The sequence below is a fragment of the Pelomonas sp. Root405 genome (assembly GCF_001425165.1).
GTDB lineage: Bacteria > Pseudomonadota > Gammaproteobacteria > Burkholderiales > Burkholderiaceae_C > Pelomonas.
On sequence record NZ_LMDU01000001.1, the window covers coordinates 283,079 to 307,412 of the forward strand.

23 protein-coding genes are annotated in these 24,334 nt (G+C 69.8%); 8 read left to right on the forward strand and 15 right to left on the reverse strand.

The window, feature by feature from the left end:
- Position 1: 1 nt before the first annotated feature.
- A complete protein-coding gene (locus tag ASC81_RS01315; protein ID WP_056261695.1) occupies positions 2-472 on the reverse strand; it encodes a YciI family protein in 471 nt (156 codons plus the stop codon).
- A 64-nt stretch (positions 473-536) separates the two neighbouring features.
- On the opposite strand from ASC81_RS01315, the gene ASC81_RS01320 reads away from it, so the two are divergent.
- The 4 genes from ASC81_RS01320 to ASC81_RS01335 all read left to right on the forward strand — a co-directional run bounded on the left by ASC81_RS01320 (position 537) and on the right by ASC81_RS01335 (position 4,233).
- Positions 537-989, forward strand: a complete 453-nt coding sequence (locus ASC81_RS01320; RefSeq protein ID WP_056261698.1) for a glyoxalase/bleomycin resistance/extradiol dioxygenase family protein — start codon at positions 537-539, stop codon at positions 987-989.
- A gap of 78 nt (positions 990-1,067) precedes the next feature.
- Positions 1,068-1,466 (forward strand): BlaI/MecI/CopY family transcriptional regulator, encoded by a 399-nt coding sequence (locus ASC81_RS01325; protein WP_056261701.1) that lies wholly within the window; start codon positions 1,068-1,070, stop codon positions 1,464-1,466.
- On the forward strand, positions 1,463-3,739 hold the full coding sequence (locus ASC81_RS01330; protein ID WP_056261704.1) for a M56 family metallopeptidase: 2,277 nt from the start codon (positions 1,463-1,465) through the stop codon (positions 3,737-3,739). The genes ASC81_RS01325 and ASC81_RS01330 overlap by 4 nt, the downstream gene beginning before the upstream one ends.
- A gap of 71 nt (positions 3,740-3,810) precedes the next feature.
- Positions 3,811-4,233, forward strand: coding sequence for a nuclear transport factor 2 family protein (locus ASC81_RS01335; RefSeq protein WP_162245841.1), 423 nt, complete (start codon positions 3,811-3,813; stop codon positions 4,231-4,233).
- Here ASC81_RS01335 and ASC81_RS01340 read toward each other — a convergent pair.
- The 13 genes from ASC81_RS01340 to ASC81_RS01395 form a co-directional block, all read right to left on the reverse strand.
- The gene (locus ASC81_RS01340) at positions 4,230-5,138 is read right to left on the reverse strand and encodes a hydroxymethylglutaryl-CoA lyase (RefSeq protein ID WP_056261710.1); all 909 of its coding nucleotides are present in this window, start codon (positions 5,136-5,138) and stop codon (positions 4,230-4,232) included. The genes ASC81_RS01335 and ASC81_RS01340 overlap by 4 nt on opposite strands.
- Positions 5,139-5,145: 7 nt before the next feature.
- Positions 5,146-5,592 carry a nucleotidyltransferase gene (locus ASC81_RS01345; protein ID WP_056261713.1) on the reverse strand — a complete coding sequence of 149 codons (447 nt, stop codon included), beginning with the start codon at positions 5,590-5,592 and terminating at the stop codon, positions 5,146-5,148.
- Complete coding sequence (locus ASC81_RS27325) at positions 5,537-5,734, reverse strand: hypothetical protein (protein ID WP_162245842.1); 198 nt, start codon at positions 5,732-5,734, stop codon at positions 5,537-5,539. Before ASC81_RS27325 ends, ASC81_RS01345 begins: the two co-directional genes overlap by 56 nt.
- 10 nt (positions 5,735-5,744) lie before the next feature.
- Complete coding sequence (locus ASC81_RS01350; protein ID WP_056261715.1) at positions 5,745-7,727, reverse strand: acetyl/propionyl/methylcrotonyl-CoA carboxylase subunit alpha; 1,983 nt, start codon at positions 7,725-7,727, stop codon at positions 5,745-5,747.
- 99 nt (positions 7,728-7,826) lie between these two features.
- Positions 7,827-8,870: a biotin synthase BioB gene (gene bioB, locus ASC81_RS01355; RefSeq protein ID WP_056261718.1), complete on the reverse strand. Its 1,044-nt coding sequence runs from the start codon at positions 8,868-8,870 to the stop codon at positions 7,827-7,829.
- A gap of 2 nt (positions 8,871-8,872) precedes the next feature.
- Positions 8,873-9,544 (reverse strand): dethiobiotin synthase, encoded by a 672-nt coding sequence (bioD, locus tag ASC81_RS01360; protein WP_056261721.1) that lies wholly within the window; start codon positions 9,542-9,544, stop codon positions 8,873-8,875.
- Positions 9,541-10,755 carry an 8-amino-7-oxononanoate synthase gene (gene bioF, locus ASC81_RS01365; protein ID WP_056261724.1) on the reverse strand — a complete coding sequence of 405 codons (1,215 nt, stop codon included), beginning with the start codon at positions 10,753-10,755 and terminating at the stop codon, positions 9,541-9,543. Before bioF ends, bioD begins: the two co-directional genes overlap by 4 nt.
- Positions 10,742-12,022 (reverse strand): adenosylmethionine--8-amino-7-oxononanoate transaminase, encoded by a 1,281-nt coding sequence (bioA, locus tag ASC81_RS01370; protein WP_056261726.1) that lies wholly within the window; start codon positions 12,020-12,022, stop codon positions 10,742-10,744. Before bioA ends, bioF begins: the two co-directional genes overlap by 14 nt.
- Positions 12,019-12,633, reverse strand: coding sequence for a DUF4126 domain-containing protein (locus ASC81_RS01375; protein WP_056261729.1), 615 nt, complete (start codon positions 12,631-12,633; stop codon positions 12,019-12,021). Before ASC81_RS01375 ends, bioA begins: the two co-directional genes overlap by 4 nt.
- A 6-nt stretch (positions 12,634-12,639) precedes the next feature.
- Complete coding sequence (locus ASC81_RS01380; RefSeq protein ID WP_156391640.1) at positions 12,640-13,086, reverse strand: hypothetical protein; 447 nt, start codon at positions 13,084-13,086, stop codon at positions 12,640-12,642.
- A gap of 60 nt (positions 13,087-13,146) precedes the next feature.
- Positions 13,147-13,935, reverse strand: coding sequence for an enoyl-CoA hydratase/isomerase family protein (locus ASC81_RS01385; protein WP_056261735.1), 789 nt, complete (start codon positions 13,933-13,935; stop codon positions 13,147-13,149).
- The gene (locus ASC81_RS01390; protein WP_235533537.1) at positions 13,932-14,459 is read right to left on the reverse strand and encodes a GNAT family N-acetyltransferase; all 528 of its coding nucleotides are present in this window, start codon (positions 14,457-14,459) and stop codon (positions 13,932-13,934) included. The genes ASC81_RS01385 and ASC81_RS01390 overlap by 4 nt, the downstream gene beginning before the upstream one ends.
- Positions 14,460-14,473: 14 nt before the next feature.
- Positions 14,474-16,081, reverse strand: a complete 1,608-nt coding sequence (locus tag ASC81_RS01395; RefSeq protein ID WP_056261741.1) for a carboxyl transferase domain-containing protein — start codon at positions 16,079-16,081, stop codon at positions 14,474-14,476.
- Between the two features lie 160 nt (positions 16,082-16,241).
- Here ASC81_RS01395 and ASC81_RS01400 point away from each other — a divergent pair, with 160 nt between their 5' ends.
- A complete protein-coding gene (locus ASC81_RS01400; protein ID WP_056261743.1) occupies positions 16,242-16,940 on the forward strand; it encodes a TetR/AcrR family transcriptional regulator in 699 nt (232 codons plus the stop codon).
- On the opposite strand, the gene ASC81_RS01405 is transcribed toward ASC81_RS01400, so the two are convergent.
- Positions 16,926-17,207 carry a hypothetical protein gene (locus ASC81_RS01405; RefSeq protein WP_056261746.1) on the reverse strand — a complete coding sequence of 94 codons (282 nt, stop codon included), beginning with the start codon at positions 17,205-17,207 and terminating at the stop codon, positions 16,926-16,928. The genes ASC81_RS01400 and ASC81_RS01405 overlap by 15 nt on opposite strands.
- 86 nt (positions 17,208-17,293) lie before the next feature.
- Here ASC81_RS01405 and ASC81_RS01410 point away from each other — a divergent pair, with 86 nt between their 5' ends.
- The 3 genes from ASC81_RS01410 (at position 17,294) to ASC81_RS01420 (ending at position 24,255) form a co-directional block, all read left to right on the forward strand.
- Entirely contained in the window at positions 17,294-18,922 is a 1,629-nt protein-coding gene (locus ASC81_RS01410; protein WP_162245843.1) for a FecR domain-containing protein, read from the forward strand.
- A 10-nt stretch (positions 18,923-18,932) separates the two neighbouring features.
- Positions 18,933-21,314 (forward strand): CHASE2 domain-containing protein, encoded by a 2,382-nt coding sequence (locus ASC81_RS01415; protein WP_056261752.1) that lies wholly within the window; start codon positions 18,933-18,935, stop codon positions 21,312-21,314.
- Between the two features lie 199 nt (positions 21,315-21,513).
- Positions 21,514-24,255, forward strand: a complete 2,742-nt coding sequence (locus tag ASC81_RS01420; protein ID WP_056261753.1) for a TonB-dependent siderophore receptor — start codon at positions 21,514-21,516, stop codon at positions 24,253-24,255.
- Positions 24,256-24,334: the final 79 nt, after the last annotated feature.

The following is a 24,334-nucleotide window of genomic DNA, read 5'->3' on the forward strand; positions in this document are numbered from 1 at the left end:
TTCATGGCTTGGGCTTCACCAGCCGCGGATGCCACTCGTTGACCGCCAGCAGCGCCGCCGAGCCCATATGGCGGTGCAGGTCAGCCACCATCTCACCATTGACGATGACGGGGTCGGTGTCCACCGCCTTGCGTGCGGCGTCCATGTCGGACGTCGCCAGGATGAACAGCCCGCGCAGGCCCTCCTTGCCGTCCAGCGGGCCGGCATACACCAGCAGCCCTTCCTTGGCCAGACGCGTCATGTTGGCGAAATGGCCCTTGAACATCTCGTCGCGGGCCGGGCCTGCGGCCATCGGCTTGGGGCCGGTCTTGAGCAGCACGAACACGTAGGACCGCAGGCCCTGGTCGCTGGCGCCCCAGGCCTGGGCCTTGGCGGCGTCGTAGGCGGCGGGCGTTTCCTGGGCATGGCTGGGCAGGGCGCTCAGCAGCGCGAGCAGGCACGCGGCGAGCTTGGCAAAACCTACGGTGTTCATGGTGTGGCGGTGCAGGAGTCGGAATGCGAGGATTGAACCGCACCCCAGCTCTGCGGAGACCGCGATGAAACCCACCCCACCCGGCTGGCCGCGCCTGGCAACGGCGCTTTACTGCGACGACGCGCGTGAGGCCATCGCCTGGTATGCGCAGGCCTTCGGCTTCGAGGTCCGGATCATGGTGGACGGGCCCGGCGGCAGCGTCGCGCACAGCGAACTCAGCTATGGCGAGGCCGTCATCATGGTGGCCGACAGCAGCGCCGAACGCGACGCCCGTTTCGGCGCCGCCGGCCGCAGCCCGCGCGACGTGGGCGGCGCCAACACGCAGAGCCTGATGCTCTATGTCGACGATGTCGACGCCCATTGCGCGCGCGCCCGCGCGGCCGGCGCACGCGTGACCTACGAACCGGCCGACAGCGACCACGGCCCCGAGTACTGGTGCGACCGCACCTACGCCTGCGTGGACCCCGACGGCCATCTGTGGTGGTTCAGCCAGCGGCTCAGAGACCCACCCACCTGACCCCTGCCGAAAGCCACTTGTGCCACTGCAGTTCGTTCAACTACATTTGTAGTACGACAACTGTAGAAGACGCAAGAAATGGACGACGACACCGGCAGCGGGGACGTGTCGCTGAGCGAGCTGCAGCTCAGCCTGATGCGCGTGTTGTGGGCGCGCGGCGAGGCCAGCACGGCCGACGTGGCCGAGGCGCTGCGCGGCGAGCGCGACCTGGCCCACACGACGGTGGCCACCTTGTTGACGCGGCTGGAGAAGCGCGGCCTGCTCAGCAGCCGCCGCGACGGCCGGGCGCTGCTGTACACGCCGCGAGTCAGCCAGGCCGACGTGCAGCGCTCCATGGTCGGCAGCCTCGTCGACAGCCTGTTCGCCGGCCGCGCCAGCGCGCTGGTCAGCCATCTGCTGGATGCGAAGGGGGTTGACGCCAGCGAGCTGGCGGAGCTGCAGGCGCTGCTGAAGCAACGCAAGGGAGAGACACGATGACCGATGGGCTGTTGACCTGGCTGTGCAGCTATCTGCTGCACAGCAGCTTGTTGATCGGCGGCCTGTGGGCGGCGGAGCGTGCTCGTCTGCTGGTGAGGCTGGCCACGTCGACGCAGGAGACGCTGTGGCGCATAGCGTTGCTGGGCGGCTTGCTGAGCGCCAGCCTGCCGCTGTTGCCGGCGCTGCCGCTGCCGCATTGGTCTGCCGACATCGCACGGCCGCAATTCGCCGCGCAAGGCCTGGCCCCGACGTCGGTCAATGCAACGTCCACGCTCATCGAGGCGCCTGCTGCAGCGCGACCCGCGGCGCAACTGGGCGCGCTGCCGCTGGCGACGGGCATCGTGTCGCAGGCGCAGGACATCGCCATCGGCTTCGTCGCGCTGTGGCTGGTCGGTGCGGCGGTGATGCTGGCCGCGCTGGCGCTGCAATGGGCCTGGCTGGGCCGCACGGTACGCCGCCTGCCCGAGTTGGCCGATGCGCGCTGGCGCCGCCTCGCCGCGGCGCTGGCCGCCGACCTGGGCCTGCCGGTGCCGGCGCTGCGCCATGCCCGCGTCGGTTGGGCCAGCCCCCTGATCGCACCCGGCCGCGTGCTCTGCCTGCCGCGCTGGTGCCTGGACCTGCCCGACGACGAGGCCAGAGCAGTGCTAGGGCATGAGCTGGCCCACCTGCATCGTCGCGACCCTGCGTGGCGGCTGCTGACTGCGACCCTGCAGGCCCTGCTGTGGCCGCAGGTGCTGAACCGCGTTGCGCTGCGGCGCCTGGACCTGCTGGCCGAGCTGGCTTGCGATGCCGCCGCCGCGGCGCCGGGCGGCCAACGCCTGGCACTTGCGCAGAGCCTGCTGCGTTGCGCCGAGGCGCTGAAGCTGCAGGGCGCCGGTCATGGGCCGGCTTTGGCCTGCGGCGCGGCCAGCGCGGGCTCGCCGTTGCTGACCCGCGTGCGCCGCCTGCTGAAGGCCGATGGCGATGCGCCGCGCGAACGCCGCGGTGTGCGCTGGGGCCTGGTGGCCGTCATGCTGGCGGCACTGGTCGCGTTGCCGGCCGTGGTCGTCAGCAACACCCATGGCGGCGGGCTGCTGGAGCGCCTCGAATTGGGCGGTGTCGCCGATGCCATCGACCTGCCCGGCTTCGTCAACAAGAGCGGTTCCAAGCGCGTCTACAGCCGCTATCCCGGTGGCAGCTTCGCCATCACGCTGGACGGCAGCGTCAGCTTCAACGACGCCGAGGACGACGTGCAGGCGCTGTCCGGCAAGCTGCGGGTGCGCGAGCGCGAAGGCGGCGTGACGCACGAGATGACGCTGACCTCCCTGGGCGAGGGCCGCATCCAGCGCGACTACCGCCCGGGTAAGGAAAGTCGGCCGATGGACGACGCGGCACGCCAGTGGTGGGCCCGCGCCGCGGCACGCATGGCGGAGCACCTGGCCGACCCGCTCGTGCGCGCGCAGCGCCTGTTTGCGCGTGGCGGCGTGGATGCCGTGCTGGCCGACATGGAACGCGCGAGCGACGACTTCCCTCGCCGCCAGCGCGTGGAGGCGCTGATGCGTCTGAATCAGACGTTGCCGGCGGCGGCGCAGGACCGCCTCATTGCCGTGGCCGGCCGCATCGGCGGCGCATTCGAGCGGCGCCAGGCGCTGCAGGCCATTGCCGGCCAGGTGCTGGCCGAGCCGCAGCAATTGGCCTGGCTGAAGGCCGCGGGCGGCATCGACGGCGACTTCGAGCGCCGCGAGGCCCTGGGCGCGCTCGCCCCGCGGCTGTTGACCAGCCCCGACGTGCTGGCGGCCTGGCGTGACGCGCTGGGCCGCATCGGCGGCGACTTCGAACTGCGTTCGGCCATCGAGGCGCAGGTGGCCGCCACGCCGCAGCCCGCCGTGCTCGGCGCGGCGGTGCAGGCCGCCAGCAGCATTCGGGGCGACTTCGAGAAGCGTGAGGCACTGGGCGCCATCGCACGCAGGCTGCAAGGCGACGAGGCCGCGCTGGTTGACGCCTATGCGCGCGTCGCCAGCGGCATCTCCGGCAGCTTCGAGCGGCGCGAGGCGCTCAACCAGTTGCTGGAGCGGCCCAGGCTGGGCGCGGCGGGCCTGGAGCGTGTGCTGGCCAGTGCCGAGAGCATGGAGGGCGGCTTCGAGCGCCTGCAGGTGCTGCTGCGCGTGGCCGAGCGCCTGGGCCAGGCCAGCCCGGTGGACGCCGCCCTCATCGACCGGCTGCGCCGTGCCGGGCGTGGCATGAGCGAGCAAGAGCGCGGGCAGATCGAGAACGCGCTGGACCGCATCACCTAGCCGAAAGTCACTTCCCTGCCGATGGCCTTGCTGCGATGCTGCGCGCCGTTCCACCGGGATCGGAGCCCATCTTGCAAAGACGAATCTTCATGGGCAGCGCCGCGCTGGCGGCTGCCACGGCGGCTGCCGCCGCCGAGCCCGAGGCGGCGGCCATCGAGACCTGCGCGCGCGACTACATCGAGGGCTGGTATGCCGGCGACGCAGCGCGCATGGAGCGCTCGCTGCACCCCGAACTGGCCAAGCGCATCGTCAAGCGCGGGCCGGACGGCCGCGGTGAGTTGCACAACATGGGCGCGATGGCGCTGGTGCAGCACACGCGCGCTCGCAGCGGCAAGCCAGAGGCGGGCAAGCGCGCCGACGTGAAGATTCTCGACGTCTTCGGCCGCACCGCCAGCGTGCGCGTCGATGCCGAGGCCTGGATCGACTACATGCACCTGGCCCAGGCCGACGGCCGCTGGCGCATCGTCAATGTGCTGTGGGAGCTGCGCGGCTAGCCGACGCGCTTTGCGAGCACGGCCCGCGCCACGCGCGACACCGGCGGGCGGCCGAGCACGCCGGAGATGAAGGCACCGGCATCGACCAGCTTGTCGAGGTCGATGCCGGTCTCGATACCCAGGCCGTTCAGCAGGAACACGACGTCTTCGGTCGCCACGTTGCCCGTCGCGCCCTTGGCATAGGGGCATCCGCCCAGCCCGGCCACGCTGGCGTGGAAGCTGTGGATGCCCAGCTCCAGGCTCGCGTACACGTTGCTTAGCGCCTGGCCGTAGGTGTCATGGAAGTGCCCCGACACCTCGGCGAGCGGAAAGTGCTTCAGCGCCCGCTCCATCGCGGCCTGCACCTTGCGCGGCGTGCCGACGCCGATGGTGTCGGCGATGTCGATGGCGTCCACGCCCAGCTCGCGCAGCGGCTTGACGACGCGCTCGACCTGATCGGCGGTGATCTCACCTTCATAGGGGCAACCCAGTGAGCACGACAACGCCGCGCGCACCTTCACGCTGGCGGCATGCGCACCCGTGATGACGGGCGCAAAGCGCTCCAGGCTTTCGGCGATGGAGCAGTTGATGTTCTTCTGCGTGAACGCCTCGCTGGCCGCCGTGAACACGAGGATCTCGTCGGGCTTTGAGGCCAGCGCCGGCTCCAGCCCCTTGAGGTTGGGCACCAGCACCGAATAGCGGACACCGGCGCGGCGGGCGATGGCCGCCATGACGGCCGTGTTGTCGCCCATCTGCGGCACCCACTTCGGGCTGACGAAGCTGGTGACCTCGATCTCTTTGAGCCCGGCGTCCTGCAGCATCGCCACGAGCTGCGCCTTGTGCTCGGTGGCGACGTTCTCCTTCTCGTTCTGCAGCCCGTCGCGCGGGCCGACGTCGAGGATCTTGACGTTGGTGGGAAGGGTCATGACGGGCTTATGGCTGCGGAGGATCCAGGGCTTCCAGATCGACCTGATCTTTCAGTCTGCCGCTGGCCTTCTTGTTGGCGATGAAATCCGTCAGGCCTATGACGTTGAGCGGCACGCCGCCCAGTACGGCTGACTCGCGGCGCTCGAAGCAGGCGTCGAAGTCCACACCGTCGATGGCCGTCAGGATGTCGATGCGCCGAGGGGGCTGACCAAGCTGGAGGATGGTGTCGTGGTCGAAGTCATGCACGTTCAGGCCCAGTGAAGCAAAGCCAAACACCTGTAAAGCGTCAAGCAAACGCTGGACATTGTCGTGACCGAGGCGAATCCAAAAATCGATGTCGCCGGTGTAGCGCGGGTGTCCGTGCGCAGCCAACGCGTAGCCGCCGACAACCAGGTACTCAACGCCGTGTGCGTTGAGTAACTCTGCAAACTCTTTGAAGTCTTGGTTCAGCATCGCCGGACTCGTGCGGAGGCAATAGTTGCTGGCGCAGCGCTTCCACCGCAGCGATGCGTTCAGCCATGGGGCGCGAACGCCAGAAGGCCAGATCGTCGGCGCCCTGGCTCTTGCGGTTGGTGATTTTCATCGTGCGCAGCATGGCCAGATTGTCAGGCTTCCAGCTTCAAAAGCTCGGCCCCGTCGCCGACTTGATCGCCCACCACGAACAGCAGCTCCGCCACCTTCCCGTCGCGCGGCGCGCTGATGGTGTGCTCCATCTTCATCGCCTCCATGACGGCCAGCGGCTGGCCCTTGGTGACGGTGTCGCCGGCCTGGGCGAGGAAGGCGATCAGCTTGCCGGGCATGGGCGCGGTCAGGCGGCCGCCTTCGCTGGGTGCGTCGCCGGCGTGGGCGATGAGGTCGACCTCGGTCAGCACGGCGGAGCCGTTTGCGCCAAAGACCGCGACGCGCTCGCCCTGCGCATAGGTCTTCACACGGACGCGGGCCGTGCCGAGGAAGAGTTCGTGCGTCTCCGCATCGCTGGACTGCACGGCGAACTCGATGGCCTCGCCTTCCACCGTCAGCGTCATGCCGCCGCGGTGGTGGCGGGACAGCAGCACCTCGTGATGCGTGCCGCCAGCTTCCAGGTCGAAGCGCCGCGTGGCGGAGCCGAACAGGCGGAAACCGTCGCGGGCGCTCCACGGGTCACGGCCCTGCGTGGCGCCTTCGACGGCCAGCGTGTGGGCGACGACGGCGGCGGCGCTCACTCGCAGGGGCAGGCCGGGCTGGTCGAACAGCGCGGCCTTTTCACGCTCGATCAGGCCGGTGTCGAGGTCGGCGTTGGCGAATGAGTCCGTCGCAGCGCAGCGGCGCAGGAAGGCGACGTTGGTCTGCAGTCCGACGATGTGGGTGTCGCGCAGCGCGAGGTCCAGCCGGGCCAGCGCCTGGGCGCGGTCCTCGCCCCAGACGATGAGCTTGGCGATCATCGAGTCGTAGTAGGGGCTGATGGCATCGCCCTCGCGCACGCCGGCGTCGATGCGCACGTTGCCGCGCTCGAAGCTCACATGAGCGGGCCAGCGCGCCACGTCCAGGCTGCCTGTCGCGGGCAGGAAGCCGGCGTCCGGGTTCTCGGCGCAGATGCGGGCCTCGATGGCGTGGCCGTGCATGCGCAACTCGTGTTGCTTCAGCGGCAGCGGCTCGCCGGAGGCCACGCGCAGCTGCCACTCGACCAGGTCCTGGCCGGTGATCGCCTCCGTCACCGGGTGCTCCACCTGCAGCCGCGTGTTCATCTCCATGAAATAGAAGCGACCGTCCTGCTCGGCGATGAACTCGACCGTGCCGGCGCCGACATAACCGACCGCCTTGGCGGCGGCCACGGCCGCCTCGCCCATCTGCGCGCGGCGCTCGGCCGTCATGCCCGGCGCCGGCGCTTCCTCCAGCACCTTCTGGTGGCGGCGCTGCACGGAGCAATCACGCTCGAACAGGTAGACGCAGTCGCCGTGCGAGTCGCCGAACACCTGGATCTCGATGTGGCGCGGCTTCTGCACGTAGCGCTCGATCAGCACCGCGTCGTCGCCAAAGCTGTTGATGGCCTCGCGCTTGCAGGAGGCCAGCGCGGCGTCGAACTCGTCGGCGTTGTAGACCGCGCGCATGCCCTTGCCGCCGCCACCGGCGCTGGCCTTGATGAGCACCGGGTAACCGATGCGCTCGGCTTCGCGCTTGAGCAGCGTCGGGTCCTGATCGGCGCCGTGATAGCCCGGCACCAGCGGCACCCGGGCGGCTTCCATCAGCCGCTTGGACTCGGCCTTCAGGCCCATCGCCTGGATGGCGCTCGGCGGCGGGCCGATGAAGGCGACGCCGGCATCGGCGCAGGCCTGGGCAAAGGCTTCGTTCTCGCTGAGGAAGCCGTAGCCGGGATGCACGGCCTGCGCACCGGTCGCCTTGGCGGCTTCGAGGATGCGCTGCCATTGCAGGTAGGAGTCGCGCGGCGCCGGGCCGCCGATGTGGACGGATTCGTCGCAGGCCTGCACATGCTGGGCTTGCGCGTCGGCGTCGGAATAGACAGCCACTGTTTGAATACCAAGGCGGCGCGCGGTCGCGGCAACACGGCAGGCGATCTCACCGCGGTTGGCGATCAGGATCTTCTTGAACATGGGTTTATCTCCTCAGCCGTCTTCTTGTGGATTCAGGATCGGGGCGCGTCGCGGACCTGTGGGTCGCTGCGTCGCTTGGTCGTCAAGGTGGCAAGGCGTTCAATGCGCCCGGCACACCTCGACCTTGGCTGCCGCGTCGGACGGCGTCAGCGCCGCCTCGGTCGAGCAGCGCATCCCCAGCCGCTCCAGCAGGGCGCGGTCCTTCTCGGCCTGCGGGTTGCTCGTCGTCAGCAGCTTGTCGCCGTAGAACATCGAGTTGGCGCCGGCCAGGAAGCACAGCGCCTGCATGGTTTCGGGCATCTCCTCGCGGCCGGCGGACAGGCGCACCATGGCGCGCGGCATGGTGATGCGGGCGACGGCGATGGTGCGGATGAACTCCAGTGGGTCCAGCGGCGCCACACCCGCCAGCGGCGTGCCTTCCACCTGCACGAGGTTGTTGATAGGCACGCTCTCTGGGTACGGGTCGAGGTTGGCGAGCTGCGCGATGAGCCCGGCGCGCTGGCGGCGCGTCTCGCCCATGCCGACGATGCCTCCGGAGCAGACCTTCAGCCCCTGCTGGCGCACGCGCTCCAGCGTGTCCAGGCGGTCTTGATACGTGCGCGTCGTGATGATCTGGCCGTAGAACTCGGGCGCGGTGTCGAGGTTGTGGTTGTAGTAGTCCAGGCCTGCGCTCTTCAGCTGCTCGGCCTGGCCGTCTTCCAGCATGCCGGCGGTCAGGCAGGTCTCCAGTCCGAGCGCCTTGACCTCGGCAATCATCTCGCCGATGGCCTCCAGATGACGCGGCTTGGGGCTGCGCCAGGCGGCGCCCATGCAGAAGCGTGTCGCGCCGTTCTGCTTGGCCGCGCGGGCGGCTTCCATCACCTCCTGCAGCGGGATCAGCTTCTCGGCCTTCAGGCCGGTGTCGAAGTGGGCCGACTGCGGGCAGTAGGCGCAGTCTTCCTCGCAACCGCCCGTCTTGATGGACAGCAGCGTGGACAGCTGCACCGCGTTGGCGTCGAAGTGCTCGCGGTGCACTTGCTGCGCGCGGAACAGCAGGTCGTTGAAGGGCAGCTCGAACAGCGCCGCGATCTCGCTCACGGTCCAGGGCTTGGCCTGGCGGCGGTCGGCGTCGGTCGTCGGGGTGAGGGTCTGGATCTGGTTCATGTTCAGAGCAGCGGAGAAAGATCGAGGCTCGCCGGCGCAGCCAGCGGGTCGGACAGTCGGGGCAGATGGCCCAGGCAGGGCGCCTTCAGGCCGGCCTGCAGAAAGGCCAGATTGTCAGCGACGTGGGTTTGGTGCGGGTCCACCGTGTTGGCCACCCACGCGGCCAGCGTCAGGCCGCGTGCGCGGATGGCCTCGGCCGTCAGCAGCGCGTGGTTGATGCAGCCCAGGCGCAGGCCGACGACGAGGATGATGGGCAGGGCCAGGTCGACGGCGAGGTCGGCGGTGTCCCAGCTGTCGATCAGCGGCACGCGGAAGCCGCCGACCCCTTCGACCAGCGCGATGTCGGCCTTGGCAGCGGTCGCCCGGATGGCGGCCAGCAGCGGTTCGCGCTCGATGCTGCGCCCTTCGAGGCGCGCGGCGATGTGGGGCGCGCAGGGTTCGCGGAACTGCAGCGGGCCGACCTCGGCGTCGGTCAGGTCCAGGTTCTGCGCGGCAAGCAGCGTGGCGACGTCCTCGTTGACCCATCGGCCGTCGACGAATTCCTGGCCGGCGGCGAGCGACTTGATCGGCGCCACGCGGAGGCCGCGAGCGGCCAGCGCCCGCGTCAGCGCCGCGGTGACGAAGGTCTTGCCGATCTCGGTGTCGGTGCCGGTGATGAAGAAGCCCCGCGTCATGCGGCCCGCTCCTGTGCGGCGGCGGCGCGTTCCAGCGCTGCCAGCAGCATGTCGACGTCGGCTTGGGTGTGCGTCGCGCACAGCGTGATGCGCAGCCGCGCCGTGCCGGCCGCGACGGTCGGCGGGCGAATGCCGGGCACGCGCAGGCCGGCGGCTTCGAGCGCCGTTGCCAGCGCCATCACTTCGGCATTGCCGCCAACGATCAATGGCTGGATGGGCGTGGCGGAATCGGTCATCGTCCAGCCCAGGCGCGGATGCTGGTCGATCAGCGCCAGCAGGCCGTCGCGCAGCCGGGCCTGCAGTGTGACGAGGTTGGCGCGCCGCGCAACGCCCACCGGTCCGTCGATCAACTCGAAGCTGGTCAGCAGCGCATGCTCGATGGCCGGTGGGGAGGCGGTTGAGAAGATGAAGTTGCGTGCCGACTGCAGCAGGTAGTCGACGATGGTGGCGTGGGCCGCGACAAAGGCGCCTGAAAGGCCTGCGGCCTTGCCCAGCGTACCGACGAGGATGAGGCGTTCGCTGCAGAGGCCAAAGTGTTCGAGCGAGCCGCGACCCTTCTCGCCCAGCACGCCAAAGCCGTGCGCGTCGTCGACGATGAGCCAAGCGTCGAAGGCCTCGGCCAACGCCAGCAGCTCGGGCAATGGCGCCAGGTCACCGTCCATGCTGAAGACGGCGTCGGTGACGATGAGCTTGACCTTGGCGGTGCTGGCCGCCAGCAGCGCGCGCAAGGCCGTCACGTCGGCGTGGCCGTAACGGGTGACCTGGGCCTTGGCCAGCCTCGCGGCGTCGATCAGCGAAGCGTGGTTGAGCTGCTCCGAGAAGATCTCGGTGTGCTCGTCGCCGAGCGCCGTCACGACGGCCAGATTGGCCATGTAGCCCGTGCAGAAGCCGAGCGCGCGCGCCTGCGGGATGTAGGGCGCATACCAGCGCGCCAGCGTCTCGGTGACCGCCTCATGCGCGGCGCTGTGGCCGCTGACCAGCGGCGAGGCACCCGAGCCGCCGCCCCATCGCCGCGCGCCTTCGGCAATGGCCTCGGCGATGGCCGGTTCGGCAGCGAGGCCCAGGTAGTCGTTGGAGCAAAACATCAGCAGCTCGTGGCCGTTGATGCGTTGACGCGACGCGGTGCCGTTGTCGGCGCGGCGCAGGCTGCGGGTCAGGCTCTGCGCCGAGATGGCGTTGAGCTTGGCGCTCAGGTGATCAAGCAAGGACATCGTTCAACGTCGCCGTCACGGCGTGGGCCAAAAAGGCCGCGGTCGCGTCGTCGATCAGGTAAGGGGGCATCAGGTAGACGGTCGATCCGATCGGGCGGATCAGCAGTTCGTGCTCGCGCGCCTTCAGGTGGAAGGCCTCCGCGAAGCGCGGGGGCGCTTCTGGCACATCGAAGGCCAGGATCATGCCGCGTTGGCGCAGATGAGTGACACGCGGGGCCAACGGTGCAAAGGCGCGGGTCAGGCGCTCGGCCTGCACGCGGTTGGCGTCGAGCTGGCCGGCGTCGAAGCGGTCCAGCACGGCATTGGCCGCCGCGCAGGCCAGCGGGTTGCCGGTGTAGGAGTGCGAGTGCAGGAAGCCGCGCGTGACGTCCTCGCTCCAGAAGGCGGCGAATACATCGTCCGTCGTCAGCACCAGCGACAGCGGCAGCGTGCCGCCCGTGATGCCCTTGCTCAGCAGGATGAAGTCCGGCCAATCCGCGCCCGTCTGTTCCCACGCAAAGAAAGAGCCCGTGCGCCCGCAGCCCACGGCGATCTCGTCGGCGATCAGGTGGACGCCGAACTCGCGCGTCAGCTCTCGCAAGCCCTTCAGATAGGCCGGCGAATACATGACCATGCCGGCCGCGCCCTGGATCAGCGGCTCGACGATGACGGCGGCGATATGGTCGTGGCGATCGGCCAGCAGCATCCGCATCGCGGCGAGCGCCTCGGCCTCGTTGCCCAGCCGCCCGTCCGGCGACGCGATGATGTGCGCTCGCATCAGCAGCGGGTCGTAGGCGTCGCGGAAGACCTGCACGTCGGTCACGCTGAGCGCCCCCAGCGTCTCGCCGTGATAGCTGTTCTTCAGGCAGACGAACTCGCGCTTCTCGGCCCGGCCGCGGTTCTTGAAGGAATGGAAGCTCTGCTTCAGCGCGATCTCGACGGCGCTGGCGCCATCGCTGCCGAAGAAGGCGTGGCCCAGCGCGCCGTCCGTTCGGGCGGACAGCCGCTCGGCCAGGCGCACGGCGGGCTCGTGCGTGCAGCCGGCCAACATCACATGCGGCAGCGTGTCGAGTTGCGCCTTGATGGCGTCGTGCAGCGGCTTGTCGCTGTGGCCGAACAGGTTCACCCACCAGGACGAGTTGGCGTCGAAATAGCGCCGACCGTCGGTGTCGAACAGCCAGGGGCCGTCGCCGCGGGCGATGGGCAGCGGCGGCACTTGGGCCAAGCGCGCCATTTGCGTGCAGGGGTGCCAGACGGCGGCGCGGCTGCGGTCTTGAAGGGAGGTCATGCGGAGGCGGGGCGTCGCACGCGGCGCACGAGCGCTCGCACAAACTTGAAGCAGAACCAGGTCAGCACGGCCATGACGGCCAGCGCCGTCACCAGCAGCGGGAAGAAGATGAAGGGGTGCGCCCAGGCCAGCCACAGCATCGTCGGCACGGCCACGTCGCCCGCCAGCGACAGGCCGATGTTGGAGAAGGGCTCGGGCGAGGTGTTGGCGGCCGCGCGCGTGCTGGCCTTGGCCGTGTGCGCCGCTGCGGCCAGGCCGCCGCCGAACAGGGCGGCGATGACCGTCCAGGCCTGGCCCTGGTCACCCGCCCAGCCGCTGGCCAGCCCGGCCACCAGCGCCGCACCGGCGGGGATGCGGATGAAGGTGTGCAGCGCATCCCAGGCGCTGTCGACGAGCGGGATCTTGTCGGCCAGGAACTCAACGCAGGCCAGCGCGGCGGCGCAGCCCATGACCAGCGGCGAGGCCAGCACCTGCAGGCCGGGCGGCAGCGCGATCCAGCCCCAGTGCCCTGCCATGCCGACCAGCAGCACGGTCAGGTACAGGCGCAGGCCGCTGGCCCAGCCGAGGGCGGCGGCAAGGGCGATCAGCTGGAGGGCGTCGAGCTGGGGCATGGGATGTCAGGGCAGGCGCGGCTTGAAATGCGAAACTGTGGCGTTGAACAGGGCCACCGCGGCGGCGCGGTCCGGGGCGCAGAACATGGCGAAGTGCATGATCTTGCGCGCGCTGACGTAGCCCAGGCAAAGCTGCAGATGCTCGTTTGCGGCCTCTGCGATGAAGGACAGCTCCAGCGCCTTGCCGTTGGTGTGCGGCCGGATCTGCTGCTGCAGCACCTGCACCGGCGCCGTGCCGGCTGTGCTCATCGCGGCGATGCGACGGGCGATCACATGCTCGGCCATGGTCTGTAGCTGGTCGGGCGGTGTCTGGATGAAGTCCACCGAGACGATGAGCGCGGCATCCGCCGTGCTGTCGTGAAAGCTCAGCGTGTTGTCCTCCGTGTTCGGCTGGGGCTGCCATTGGGGTGGCAGGTCCAGCGTGAACTCCGAGTAGACGTGGGCGAGCGTCACGGCCGGCTCGGCCTGTGCGCCGGTCGGGGTCAATGAGACGCTGTAGCGGTAGACCACGGCTCAGCCCGGCAGCCAGCTCGGCTTGCTCTTGTTCAGAAAGCTCTGAACGCCTTCGCGCCCTTCAGCGCTGGCGCGGATGTCAGCAATGCGCCGCGCCGTGTCGTCGCGCAGCGCAGCGGTGATCTCGCGGCCGGCCACGTCCTTCACAAGCTGCTTGCAGGCGCGCACGGCGGCAGGGCCGTTGGCGGTGATGGCGGCGACGACTTCGTCGACCTTGGCATCCAGCGCGTCGGCCGCGACAACTTCGTGCACCAGGCCATGCACCTTGGCATCGGTGGCGCTGAAGCGCTCGGCCGTCACGAAGTAGCGCCGCGACGCCTGCTCGCCCAGCGCCTTGACGACATAGGGCCCGATGGTGGCGGGCAGCAGGCCGAGCTTGGCTTCGCTGAGGCAGAAGCCCGCCGCATCCACAGCGACGACGACGTCCGCGCAGGCCACCAGGCCCACGCCACCGGCATAGACGTCGCCCTGCACGCGTGCGATCACCGGCACGGGGCAGCTGTAGATGGCCCACAGCATGTCGGCCAGCTTGCTGGCGTCGGCGTGGTTCTCGTCCCAGCTGTAGCCCGCCATCGCCTTCATCCAGTTCAGGTCGGCGCCGGCGCAGAAGGCCTTGCCTTCGGCGGCCAGCACGATGGCGCGCAGGTCGTCACGCTCGCCCAGCACATTGAACGTGCCCGTCAGCTCGGCGATCAACGTTTCGTTGAATGCATTGCGAACCTCAGGGCGGTTCAGCGTGACGCGGGCAACAGCCCCGTGGATGGAGACGGTCAGGCAGGTGGTGGTCATGGCAAGGCGGGTGTGGGTTGCACGGCGTGCAGTGGCTTGCACATCAGCACGGAGCGGTAGGTCTTGCCCTGCCATTGCACGACGCCGACCTCGGCGTAGCCGCGGCGGGCGTAGCGGTTGCGCAGTGCGGCGGCGGGCTCGGCGGTGTCCAGCGCGATCTGGTGCAGGCCCTGGGCAGCTGCCCAGGTCTCGGCGGTGTCGATCAAGCGCTCGGCGACCCGCTGGCCGCGCCAGTCGGGATGCACCCCGAGCTGCGACAGGATGGCCGTGCCGGGCGTCGTGTAGAGCGGCGGTGGCGGGTCGGCGATGTAGGTCTCGCCGGCCGGTTTCGGGCCGCGGATGGCCACGGTGCCCACGATCTGCCCCATCGCCACGGCGACGAAGGCCTGCGCGTCGTACAGCCGCTGCCGCGTGACCTCAACGGGCTGGTCGACGGCCGTGAAGTTCCAGCCCCGCGCGGCCAGGCTGGCGTAAGCCGCATGCAGCAGCCGGGTCAGGTCGTCGAGCGAATCGCTCGCTTGCAAGGGGCGGATATCCATCACATGCGGAACACGCCGAACTTCGTGTCCGGGATCGGCGCGTTCAATGAAGCCGACAGGCCCAGCGCCAGCACGCGGCGCGTGTCGGCCGGGTCGATGACGCCGTCGTCCCACAGCCGCGCGGACGCGTAGTAGGGGTGGCCCTGGTCCTCGTACTGCTGACGCAGCGGCGCCTTGAAGGCTTCCTCCTCTTCGGGCGACCACGCGCCGCCCTTGGCTTCGATGGCATCGCGGCGGATGGTGCTCAGCACGCTGGCCGCCTGCTCGCCGCCCATCACCGAGATGCGTGCGTTCGGCCACATCCACAGGAAGCGCGGGCTGTAGGCGCGGCCGCACATGCCGTAGTTGCCGGCGCCAAAGCTGCCGCCAATGATGACGGTGAACTTGGGCACCTGGGCGCAGGCCACGGCCGTCACCATCTTGGCGCCGGCGCGGGCAATGCCGTCGTTCTCGTACTTGCGGCCCACCATGAAGCCGGTGATGTTCTGCAGGAACACCAGCGGAATCTTGCGCTGGCAGCACAGCTCGATGAAGTGGGCGCCCTTGTTGGCGCTCTCGGCGAACAGGATGCCGTTGTTGGCGACGATGCCCACCGGCATGCCCTCGATGTGGGCGAAGCCGCAGACCAGCGTGGCGCCGTAGCGGGCCTTGAACTCGTCGAACTCGGAACCGTCGACGATGCGGGCAATGATCTCGCGGATGTCGAAGGGCTTGCGCGTGTCGGTCGGGATCACGCCGTGAAGCTCGGCCGGGTCGTGGGCCGGCGCCTTCGGTGCCTGCATCGCCAACGGGTTCGGCTTGGTCCAGTTCAAGCGGCCGACCGACTGGCGGGCAATCGCCAGCGCATGCGTGTCGTTGTTGGCCAGGTGGTCGGCCACGCCCGACAGCCGCGTGTGCACGTCACCGCCGCCCAGGTCCTCGGCCGTGACGACCTCGCCAGTCGCGGCCTTCACCAGCGGCGGGCCGCCCAGGAAGATGGTGCCCTGGTTCTTGACGATGATGGTCTCGTCGCTCATCGCCGGCACATAGGCGCCACCGGCCGTGCAGGAGCCCATGACGACGGCGATCTGCGGGATGCCGGCGGCGCTCAGGTTGGCCTGGTTGAAGAAGATGCGCCCGAAGTGGTCGCGGTCGGGGAAGACCTCGTCCTGATTCGGCAGGTTGGCGCCGCCGCTGTCCACCAGGTAGATGCAGGGCAGGCGGTTCTGCTGCGCGATCTCCTGCGCGCGCAGATGCTTCTTGACCGTGATCGGGTAATAGGTACCGCCCTTCACCGTGGCGTCATTGCAGACGATGACGCAGTCGACGCCCGACACGCGGCCGATGCCCGCCACCACGCCGCCACCGGGCGCGGCGTTGTCATACAGGTTCAGCCCGGCCAGCGGGGCCAGTTCGAGGAAGGGCGTGCCGGGGTCCAGCAGCATCTCGACGCGGTCGCGCGGCAGCAGCTTGCCGCGGGCGGTGTGCTTGGCGCGCGCCGCATCGCCGCCCCCCTGGGCGATCTGGGCGAGCTTGGCGTTCAGGTCGTCGATGAGGCCGCGCATCGCCTCCGCATTGGCCTTGAAGTCGGCCGAGCGGGGGTTGAGCTGTGTGTTCAGAACCGGCATGGAGTCTCCCGCGAGCCCGGCCTGGTGAAGATTAAGCAGGGCTCAACTTGATCGTTGGCGGCCTTGTGAGCCGCGTGAGGCGCGCCAGAATAATCCAGGGCGAACATGGATGCAATCGCCACTTGAGTGATCCTCAATAAATGCGCAGAATGCGCCCCCGATGACTGCCCCTGCCACCGCCACGCCTCAACGCCGCTCGCCCGCCGGACCCAAGGCCGAGCAGCGCGTGCGCGACATCCTGCGCGTGGGCCGCGAGGTGTTCGCCGAGCGCGGCTACGAGCGCGCAACGACGACCGAGATCGCCCAGCGCCTGGCCATCTCCGAGGCCACCGTCTTCACCTATTTCCGCGGCAAGCGCGAGCTGTGCATGCGCGTCATCCAGGACTGGTACGACGAGATCATCGCCGCCATCGAGGCGGGCCTGCCGCGCGAGGCTTCGGTGCGCGAACAGCTGGAGTTCGTCGTCTTGACCCATCTGCGTCTCTTCCTGATCCAGGGCACTGGGCTGTGTGCGTTGGTGCTGTCGGAAGGCCGGACCAAAGGCCAGGACCTCGGCGAAGGCTTCGTCGAACTGCAGCGCCGCTACACCGCGCCGCTGATGGACCTGCTGTCACGCGGCCAGGAGGCCGGCGACGTGCGGCGCGATATTCCGCTGCGTCTGCTGCGCTCGCTGGTGTTCGGGCCGATGGAGCACATGCTGTGGGAGGTCGTCATTACGGGCCGCCAGATCGATGTCGAGGCCAGCGCCCGCGATCTCGTCGCGCTGCTGTGGCCGGCCCTGCAGGCACCTGACCAGGAGCTGCACAAGCTGCGCCGCCTGCGCAGCCAGCTGCAGCAGGCGCTGTCAGCAAGTGAATGACTGCACCAGCACCGTCTCGCAGACCTTGAACATCAGCCAGGCGGTCATCGCGCCCACGGACGAGATCGTCAGCTCCAGCAGCTGACGCAGCCCGCCGTCCTGCAGCGCCTGCCAGCCGTGTTCCGACAGCAGCGCCGCATTCGCGCCCACCAGCCGCACCAGGTCCAGCGTTAGCAGGCCGAAGGCCATGAAAGCCAGCACCATCAGCCCGAAGCAGGCGAGGCGGTGCCGGCGCAGCCAGCGCGTGAAGCTCGAAATCGTGAACATTGCGCGCGCTCCTCCGGTGTTCGGCCGTGTCCGGCGTGGCTAGTATTCGACATTCCCGCCAGGGAAGGGAGGCTGCAATGAAAGCAATGAGAGTGTGGCTCGCCATGGGCCTGCTGCTGCTGGGTTGTGCCGGCGCGCGTGCGCAGGCCGAAGGCGCCGACGCCGATTGGCGCTACCGCATCCAGCCGGGTGACACGCTGATCACGCTGACCGAAGCCTGGCTGGCGCCGCCCAGGACCTGGCGCGACCTGCAGAAGCTCAACCGCGTGCCCGACCCGCTGCGACTGATGCCCGGCTCGACGCTGCGCATGCCCGTGGCCTGGCTGAAGCGCGAAGCCAGCGTCGCCGAAGCCGTGTTCGTGCGCGGCCAGGTCACGCGCCAGCGCGGCGCCGCCACCGAGGCGCTGGCGGCAGACAGCAAGCTGCAAGGCGGCGACCGCATCCGCACCGGCGCCCAATCCAGCGCCAGCCTGCGCTTTGCCGACGGCTCGCGGTTGCTGATCCCGCCTGACAGCGACGTCATGCTGGAGCAGTTGTTGGTGCTCGGCCGCGGCGCCATTCCGGCGGTGCGCATCGGCGTGCAGCAGGGCGGTGCCGACAGCCGCGTCGCGCCGAACTCGCAGCGCGTGCCGCTGTACGACGTGCGCACACCGCATGTCAACCTGGGCGTGCGCGGCACCGAGTTCCGCGTTCAGACGGCTGGGGCGCAAAGCCGCATGCAGGTGCTGTCGGGCGCCGTGCAGGCCGACGGCCTTGGCGCCGCCGTGGCGGCAGGCCAGGGCCTGCTGGCCGAGGGCGCGGCGCGCAACGTTGCGCCGCTGCTGGCGGCACCCGATCTGTCGGGCCTGGTCGGTGTGGCGGAGCGGCTGCCGCTTCACCTGAGCTGGGTCGGCGGGCCGACCGGCGCGGTCACCTGGCGTGCCCAGCTCTATCCGCGCGGCGACTTCGACCGCCTGCTGCTGGACGCGACCGTGGGCGAACCGGCGGTGACCTGGCCCGAGGCTCGCGAGCTGGCGGACGGTGACTACATGCTGCGGGTGCGCGCCGTCGATGCGCGCGGCCACGAAGGCGCGGCGGCCGATGCGGTCGTGCGCCTGCAGGCCCGCCCCGAGCCGCCCTTCATCCAGGCGCCGGCCGCTGGCGCCGTCAGCTACACCGGCGGCATGGGGCTGGCGTGGACGCGCAACACCGCAGCGCCCGCTGTGCGGCTGCAAATCGCGCGCGATGCCGGCTTCAAGGACCTGGTCTTGCAGCCGCCCCCCATCGACGCAGCGACCCATGAGGCCAGGCTGCCGGACGGCCTGTATCACTGGCGCATCGCCGCCGTCGAGGCCGGTGGCCGCGCCGGACCGTTCAGCGACGCGCAGACGTTCGAGCTGAAGCCGCCGCCGCCCGCCCCGCCGCCGGCCGAGCCGGAGGTCAGCGGCGACCAGTTGAAGCTGCGTTGGCGCGCCGACGCGGGCGTCGTGCGCTACGAGCTGGAGTGGTCCAAGGCAGACAGCTTCGACCGTATGGAAGGTAGCGACCTGCAGCGCATCGCCACCGACAAGCCCGAGGTGACGTTGCCCAAGCCCTCGCCGGGCAAATACTTCCTGCGGGCGCGCGCCTTCAACGCGGCCGGTGCAGCCGGCCCCTGGGGGCAGACGCAGATGATCGAAGTGCCCTATCCGCGCTGGCTGTGGCTGCTGCCGCTGCTGCTTGTCCCGCTGCTATGAAACCCTTGCCTTGAAACGCTGGCCCTGGCTCGCCCTGCCCGGCGCCTTGCTGCTGTGGGCGCTGCTGAACCTGACCGGCGCCCAGGCGCGCATCGACCGCGCCATCGGCGACCTGCTGCTGCGCACCGCGGCGCCACCGCCACCGGCCGTGGCCGCCAGCGTCATCGTCGACATCGACGACGCCTCGCTGCGCGCGCTGCGCCAGCCGCTGGGCGAGTGGCCGTACTCCCGCGAGGTCTACGCGCTGATGCTGGACTACCTGGGCCAGGCGGGCGCCCGCCTCGTCGTCGTCGACATCGTGCTGGCCGGCCCGCGCGAGGGCGACGCGCGGCTGGCCGCGGCGCTGGTGTCCGGCCCGCCCACGGTGCTGGCCGCGGCCGGCCTGGCGCCGCGCCAGCGCGCCGGCGTCGAGCTGGCGCCTGCCAGCGCGGCGGAGCAGCGTGCGCTGCAGCGACTGGGGACGGCGCGTGCGCCAGGGCTCGATTGGGACGCGCTGACGGCGCCGGCCGATGCGTTGCTGGACGCGCTCGTCGAGCCGGCCAGCCTGGGGGTCATCTCGGTCACGCTGGACGACGACGGCCTGCTGCGCCGCCTGCCGTTGCTGCACCGCGTGCAAGGCCGCAGCCTGCCCAGCCTGGCATTCGCCGCGCGGCTGCGTGCGGATGGTGCCCTGGCGTGGCGGCGCGAGGGCCACGAGCTGGTGGCCGGCGCGCGCCGCTGGCCGGTAGACGAGGCGGGCCAGCTGCGCTTGCGCCTGCCGCTGCAAGGCGGCGCGCTGCCGCGCGTCAGCTGGCAGCGCTTGATGCGCGCGGCGCTGGGCGAGGTCGATGACGCTGAGCTGGCACGTCAGCTGGCGGGCCGCAGCGTCTTCGTCGGCAGCAGTGCCTTCTTTGCCGACGACGTCATGACGCCCGAGGGACGGCTGTCCGGCGCGGCCTTCAACGCGGCGGTCTTCGAGGCCCTGGGGAAGGCGCCGCTGCCACGGCTGCAAGATCGTGGCGCTGCTGTGTGGGGCGTGAACGCGCTGCTGTTCGTGGCGGGCGCGCTGCCGCTGCTGCTGCGCCGCCAGACGCTGGCGGCCGGTATCGCGCTGGCGGTGCTGGCGCTGGGGTCGTGGATCGCGGTGCTGGCCGGCTTGCTGCCCACGCCCGCGCCGGGCCTGTACCTGCTGGTGCTGGCGCTGCTGCTGACGGCCATCGAGCACGAGCGCCATACCCGCGAGCGTGAACGCGAGCTGACGCGCGAGCGCGAGCTGGCCGAGGCGCGCAGCCGCGCCAAGACGGAGCTGCTGGCCCAGGTCAGCCACGAGATGCGCACGCCGATGAACGCCGTGCTCGGCTTCTCCGACATCCTGGCGCGCTCGCCGCTGCAACCCGAGCAGGCCCGCTATGTCGAGGTGCTGGGCCATGCCGGCCGCCAGGTGTTCGCCCTGATCAACGACCTGCTCGACAACGCCCGCATCGAGAGCGGCCGCCTGGAGCTGGCGGTGCATCCCTTCAACCTCGCCGAGCTGGTCGAGCTGCAGCTCGAACTGCTGCGCGCGCGGGCCCAGAGCCAGGGCCTGTGGCTGCGCGTGTTCGCACGCCCCGAGGCACCGGGCTGGGTGCTGGGCGACGCGCAGCGCGTCGCGCAAATCATCACCAACCTGGTCGGCAACGCCATCAAGTTCACCAAGACCGGCGGCGTCACCGTCGAGCTGTCGCGCAATGCAGCTGGCCGCGTGCTCGTCAGCGTGCAGGACACCGGCATCGGCATCCCGGCCGAGCGGCTGGAGCGCATCTTTCAGCCCTTCGCCCAGGCCGACGCTTCCATTGCCGAGGAGTTCGGCGGCACGGGCCTGGGCCTGGCCATCACGCGCAGCCTGGCACGGCTGATGGGCGGCGATGTCAGCGTGCACAGCCGGTCCGGCGAAGGCAGCCGCTTCGAGGTCAGCCTGGACCTGCCGGCCACGGCCACGCCGCCGACCGCACTGGCGCAGGGCGACGTCCGGCGCGCAGAACGCATCGCGCCCACACGGTCGCTGACGCTGCTGCTGGCCGAGGACAACGAGGTCAACGTGCTCGTCATCGAGGGCATGCTGGCGCCGCTGGGCCACCGCATCACCCGGGCGCGCGACGGCGCACAGGCGCTTGCCGCGCTCAACGATGGCGACTTCGACCTGGTGCTGATGGACATGCTGATGCCGGGCCTGGACGGGCTCTCGGCCACGCGGCAATGGCGGGCCATTGAAGCGGCGGAGGGCAGGGCGCGCACGCCCATCGTGGCGCTGACGGCGAACGCCTTCGACACCGACGTGCAGCAGTCGCTGGCCGCCGGCTGCGACGCCCACCTGACCAAGCCCATCAGCCTGGCCGCATTGCTGCAGGCACTCGCGACCCACGCGCGCCCTTGAGGCCGATCGGCCCACGCAGCCCTGTGCGGGAAGTCAGCCCCTAGTTCGGCTGCTGCGATTGCGCCACAGCCTGACTTCCCGCAGGGGCGGTCGCGGTGAGGGCGGCTCAAAACTTCTTGGCGTCAGGGCAGAACAGCCGCGCCGCGGCAAGGGTCGGGGGCGACCTTGAGCGACAGCCCCAACGCAACGAGGAGCAACCATGCAGAACAACCGCCACACCCGCCTGGCGCTGGCCTTGCTGGCCGCCGGCATCGCCGGCCCGGCGCTGGCCCAGCAGCAGCTCGACCGCATCTCCATCACTGGCTCGTCGATCAAGCGCGTCGAGTCCGAGACGGCCCTGCCCGTCACGGTGCTGACTCGCGACCAGATCGAGAAGACCGGCGCCACCAATGTCGAGGACATCCTGCGCCGCATCGGCGCCAACGCGGCGCTGCAATCGGACACGACCCAGGGCGCGGGCTATGCGCAGAGCTTTGCCAACCTGCGCGGCCTCGGCCCCAACTCGACGTTGGTGCTGCTCAACGGCCGCCGCCTGGCCAACTTCGCCTTCGGCTCCATCGGCGGCAACTCGTCGGTGGACCTCAACAGTATTCCCTTCGCGGCCATCGACCGCATCGAGGTGCTGCGCGATGGCGCCTCGGCCGTCTATGGCACCGACGCCGTCGGCGGCGTCATCAACTTCATCACCCGCAAGGACTATGAAAAGGGCTCGCTGACGCTGAGGTATGGCGAGCCCGAGGAGGGTACCGGCGGCAAGGAGAGCGGCGCCTCCATCGCCTTCGGCATGGGCGGCCTCAAGACCGATGGCTACAACCTGCTGCTGACCGCCAACGTCAAGAAGCAGACCAAGCTCAGCGCCATCGACCAGAAGTGGTATCTGCGCGGCCTGACCGAGATCCCGGGCTCCGACCCGCCGACCTCGGGCCGCTCCTTCCCGGGCCGCCTGGTCGACTTCAACATCACGCCGGGCGCCTACGCCAATGCGGGCGCAGGTTTCAGCCCCTGTGACCCCGACTTCAACACCATCCAGACGCTGGCCGCGACAACGCCCAACGGCACGCCGATCAAGCGCTGCCGCTTCATCTATCCGGCAATGCAGGAGAACCTGCCCGACTCGAAGAAGGCCGACGCCTTCGGCCGTCTGACCTTCGACATGGGCGGCGAGTCGCAGCTCTTCTTCGAGGGCAGCTATGCGCGCAGCGAAGGCATCGGCCGCACGGCTTCCGTGCCCATCGACTCGACCGCCGGCCACGTCAAGCCCGATGGCACCTACCCGTCCTTCGCGCTGCCCATCTCCAGCAAGTATTTCCCCGCGGCGCTGCTGACCAGTCTCGGCTACACGCCGGCCCAGTTCGACACGCTCGGCGGCGGCTTCACCGAGATCGCGATGCGCTCGGTGCCGCTGGGCCCGCGCACCAACAACACGCTCAATGAACAGACCCGCTTCGTCGCCGGCGCCAGCGGCGTCTTCGACCGCTGGGACTATGACGTCGGCCTGACGGTGTCGCAGGCCAAGGGGACGCTGGACTACTTCAACTACCTGCACGAAGGCCGCTTCATCACCGAGCTTGCCTCGGGCGTCATCAACCCCTTCGGCCCGCAGGACGCCGCGGGTCTGGCAGCGCTCGACCGCGCCCGCATGGAAGGCCCGATGCGCCGCTCCAAGAGCACCACCTATGCCTTCGATGCCAAGGCCAGCCGGGAAGTGATGAGCATGGCCGGCGGCCCGATGATGCTGGCCCTCGGCACCGACCTGCGCAAGGAAAAGGCCAAGGACCGCGCCGTCAACCCCGACTACGAGCAGGGCCTGCACATCGGCGGCGAGGGCACGGTGCCCAACACCACCGCGTCGCGCAGCATCTATGCCGTCTTCGGCGAGGTGGCGATGCCCTTCGCCAAGGGCTGGGAGGCGACCGTCGCCGCCCGCTACGACCACTACAGCGACTTCGGCAGCACCTTCAACCCGCGGGCGGCGCTGCGCTTCCAGCCCAGCAAGGCGGTGCTGTTGCGCGCCAGCATGGGCACGGGTTTCCGCGCGCCGACGCTGTGGGACGTCAACAGCCCGACGGCCTTCACCAACACCGCCAATTCCCTGGTTGACCCGCAATGCCCGCCCGGCCAGGCCGGCGACCCGCGCTGCGAAACGCAGTTCAACGTGCGCCTGTCCAGCGACCCGACGCTCAAACCCGAGAAGTCGCGCCAGTACGCCGTCGGCGCCGTCTTCGAGCCCGTGCGCGACCTGTCCATCGCTCTCGACTACTGGCACATCCAGAAGAAGGACCAGATCGGCGTCATCGGCGGCGACGCCATCATGGCCGACGCGACGCTCTATCAGCGCTACCTCGGGCGGGTCAATCGCCAGGCCAATGGCTTCATCAGCTTCATCGAGACGCCCGTCGAGAACCTCGGCGAGCTTCAGACGAACGGCATCGACGTCGATGTGAAGACCAGCTGGAACTTCGGCAGCCTGGGCCGCCTGGGCGCCAGCTTTGCCGGCACCTATGTCAACGAGTGGAAGCAGCAGAACGGCAAGGGCACGCCCTTCGTCTCCTATGCGGGCACGGCCGGCGACGGTGCGGGCGTCCAGCCGGTGCCCGAGTGGCAGCACACGCTGGGTCTGGACTGGAACCTGGGCAACTGGAACGTCACGCTGGAGAACGTCTACATCAAGGGCTGGACCGAGTCGGCCGGCTTGGTCGAGGCCAATGTCGGTCCGGCCGTCGAGTACAAGGTCAAGGACAGCAGCCGCTGGAACATGGCGGTGGGCTGGAAGCCCATGCCGGCACTGGCGTTGCGCGTCGGTGCGCGCAACCTGCTCGACCAGGACCCGCCGTTCACCGCGGTGTCCAGCTACGGCTCGCATGTGACCGGTTATGCCGGCTCCTTCGTCGACCCGCGCGGGCGCTTCTGGTACCTCACCGCCAGCTACCAGTTCAAGTAGGCGGGGCGCGGCGCGCGTACATCGATCAGGGGCTCCGCAGAGCCCCTTTTTGCTGCCGTCTTGGCGGGCAGTTATCGTT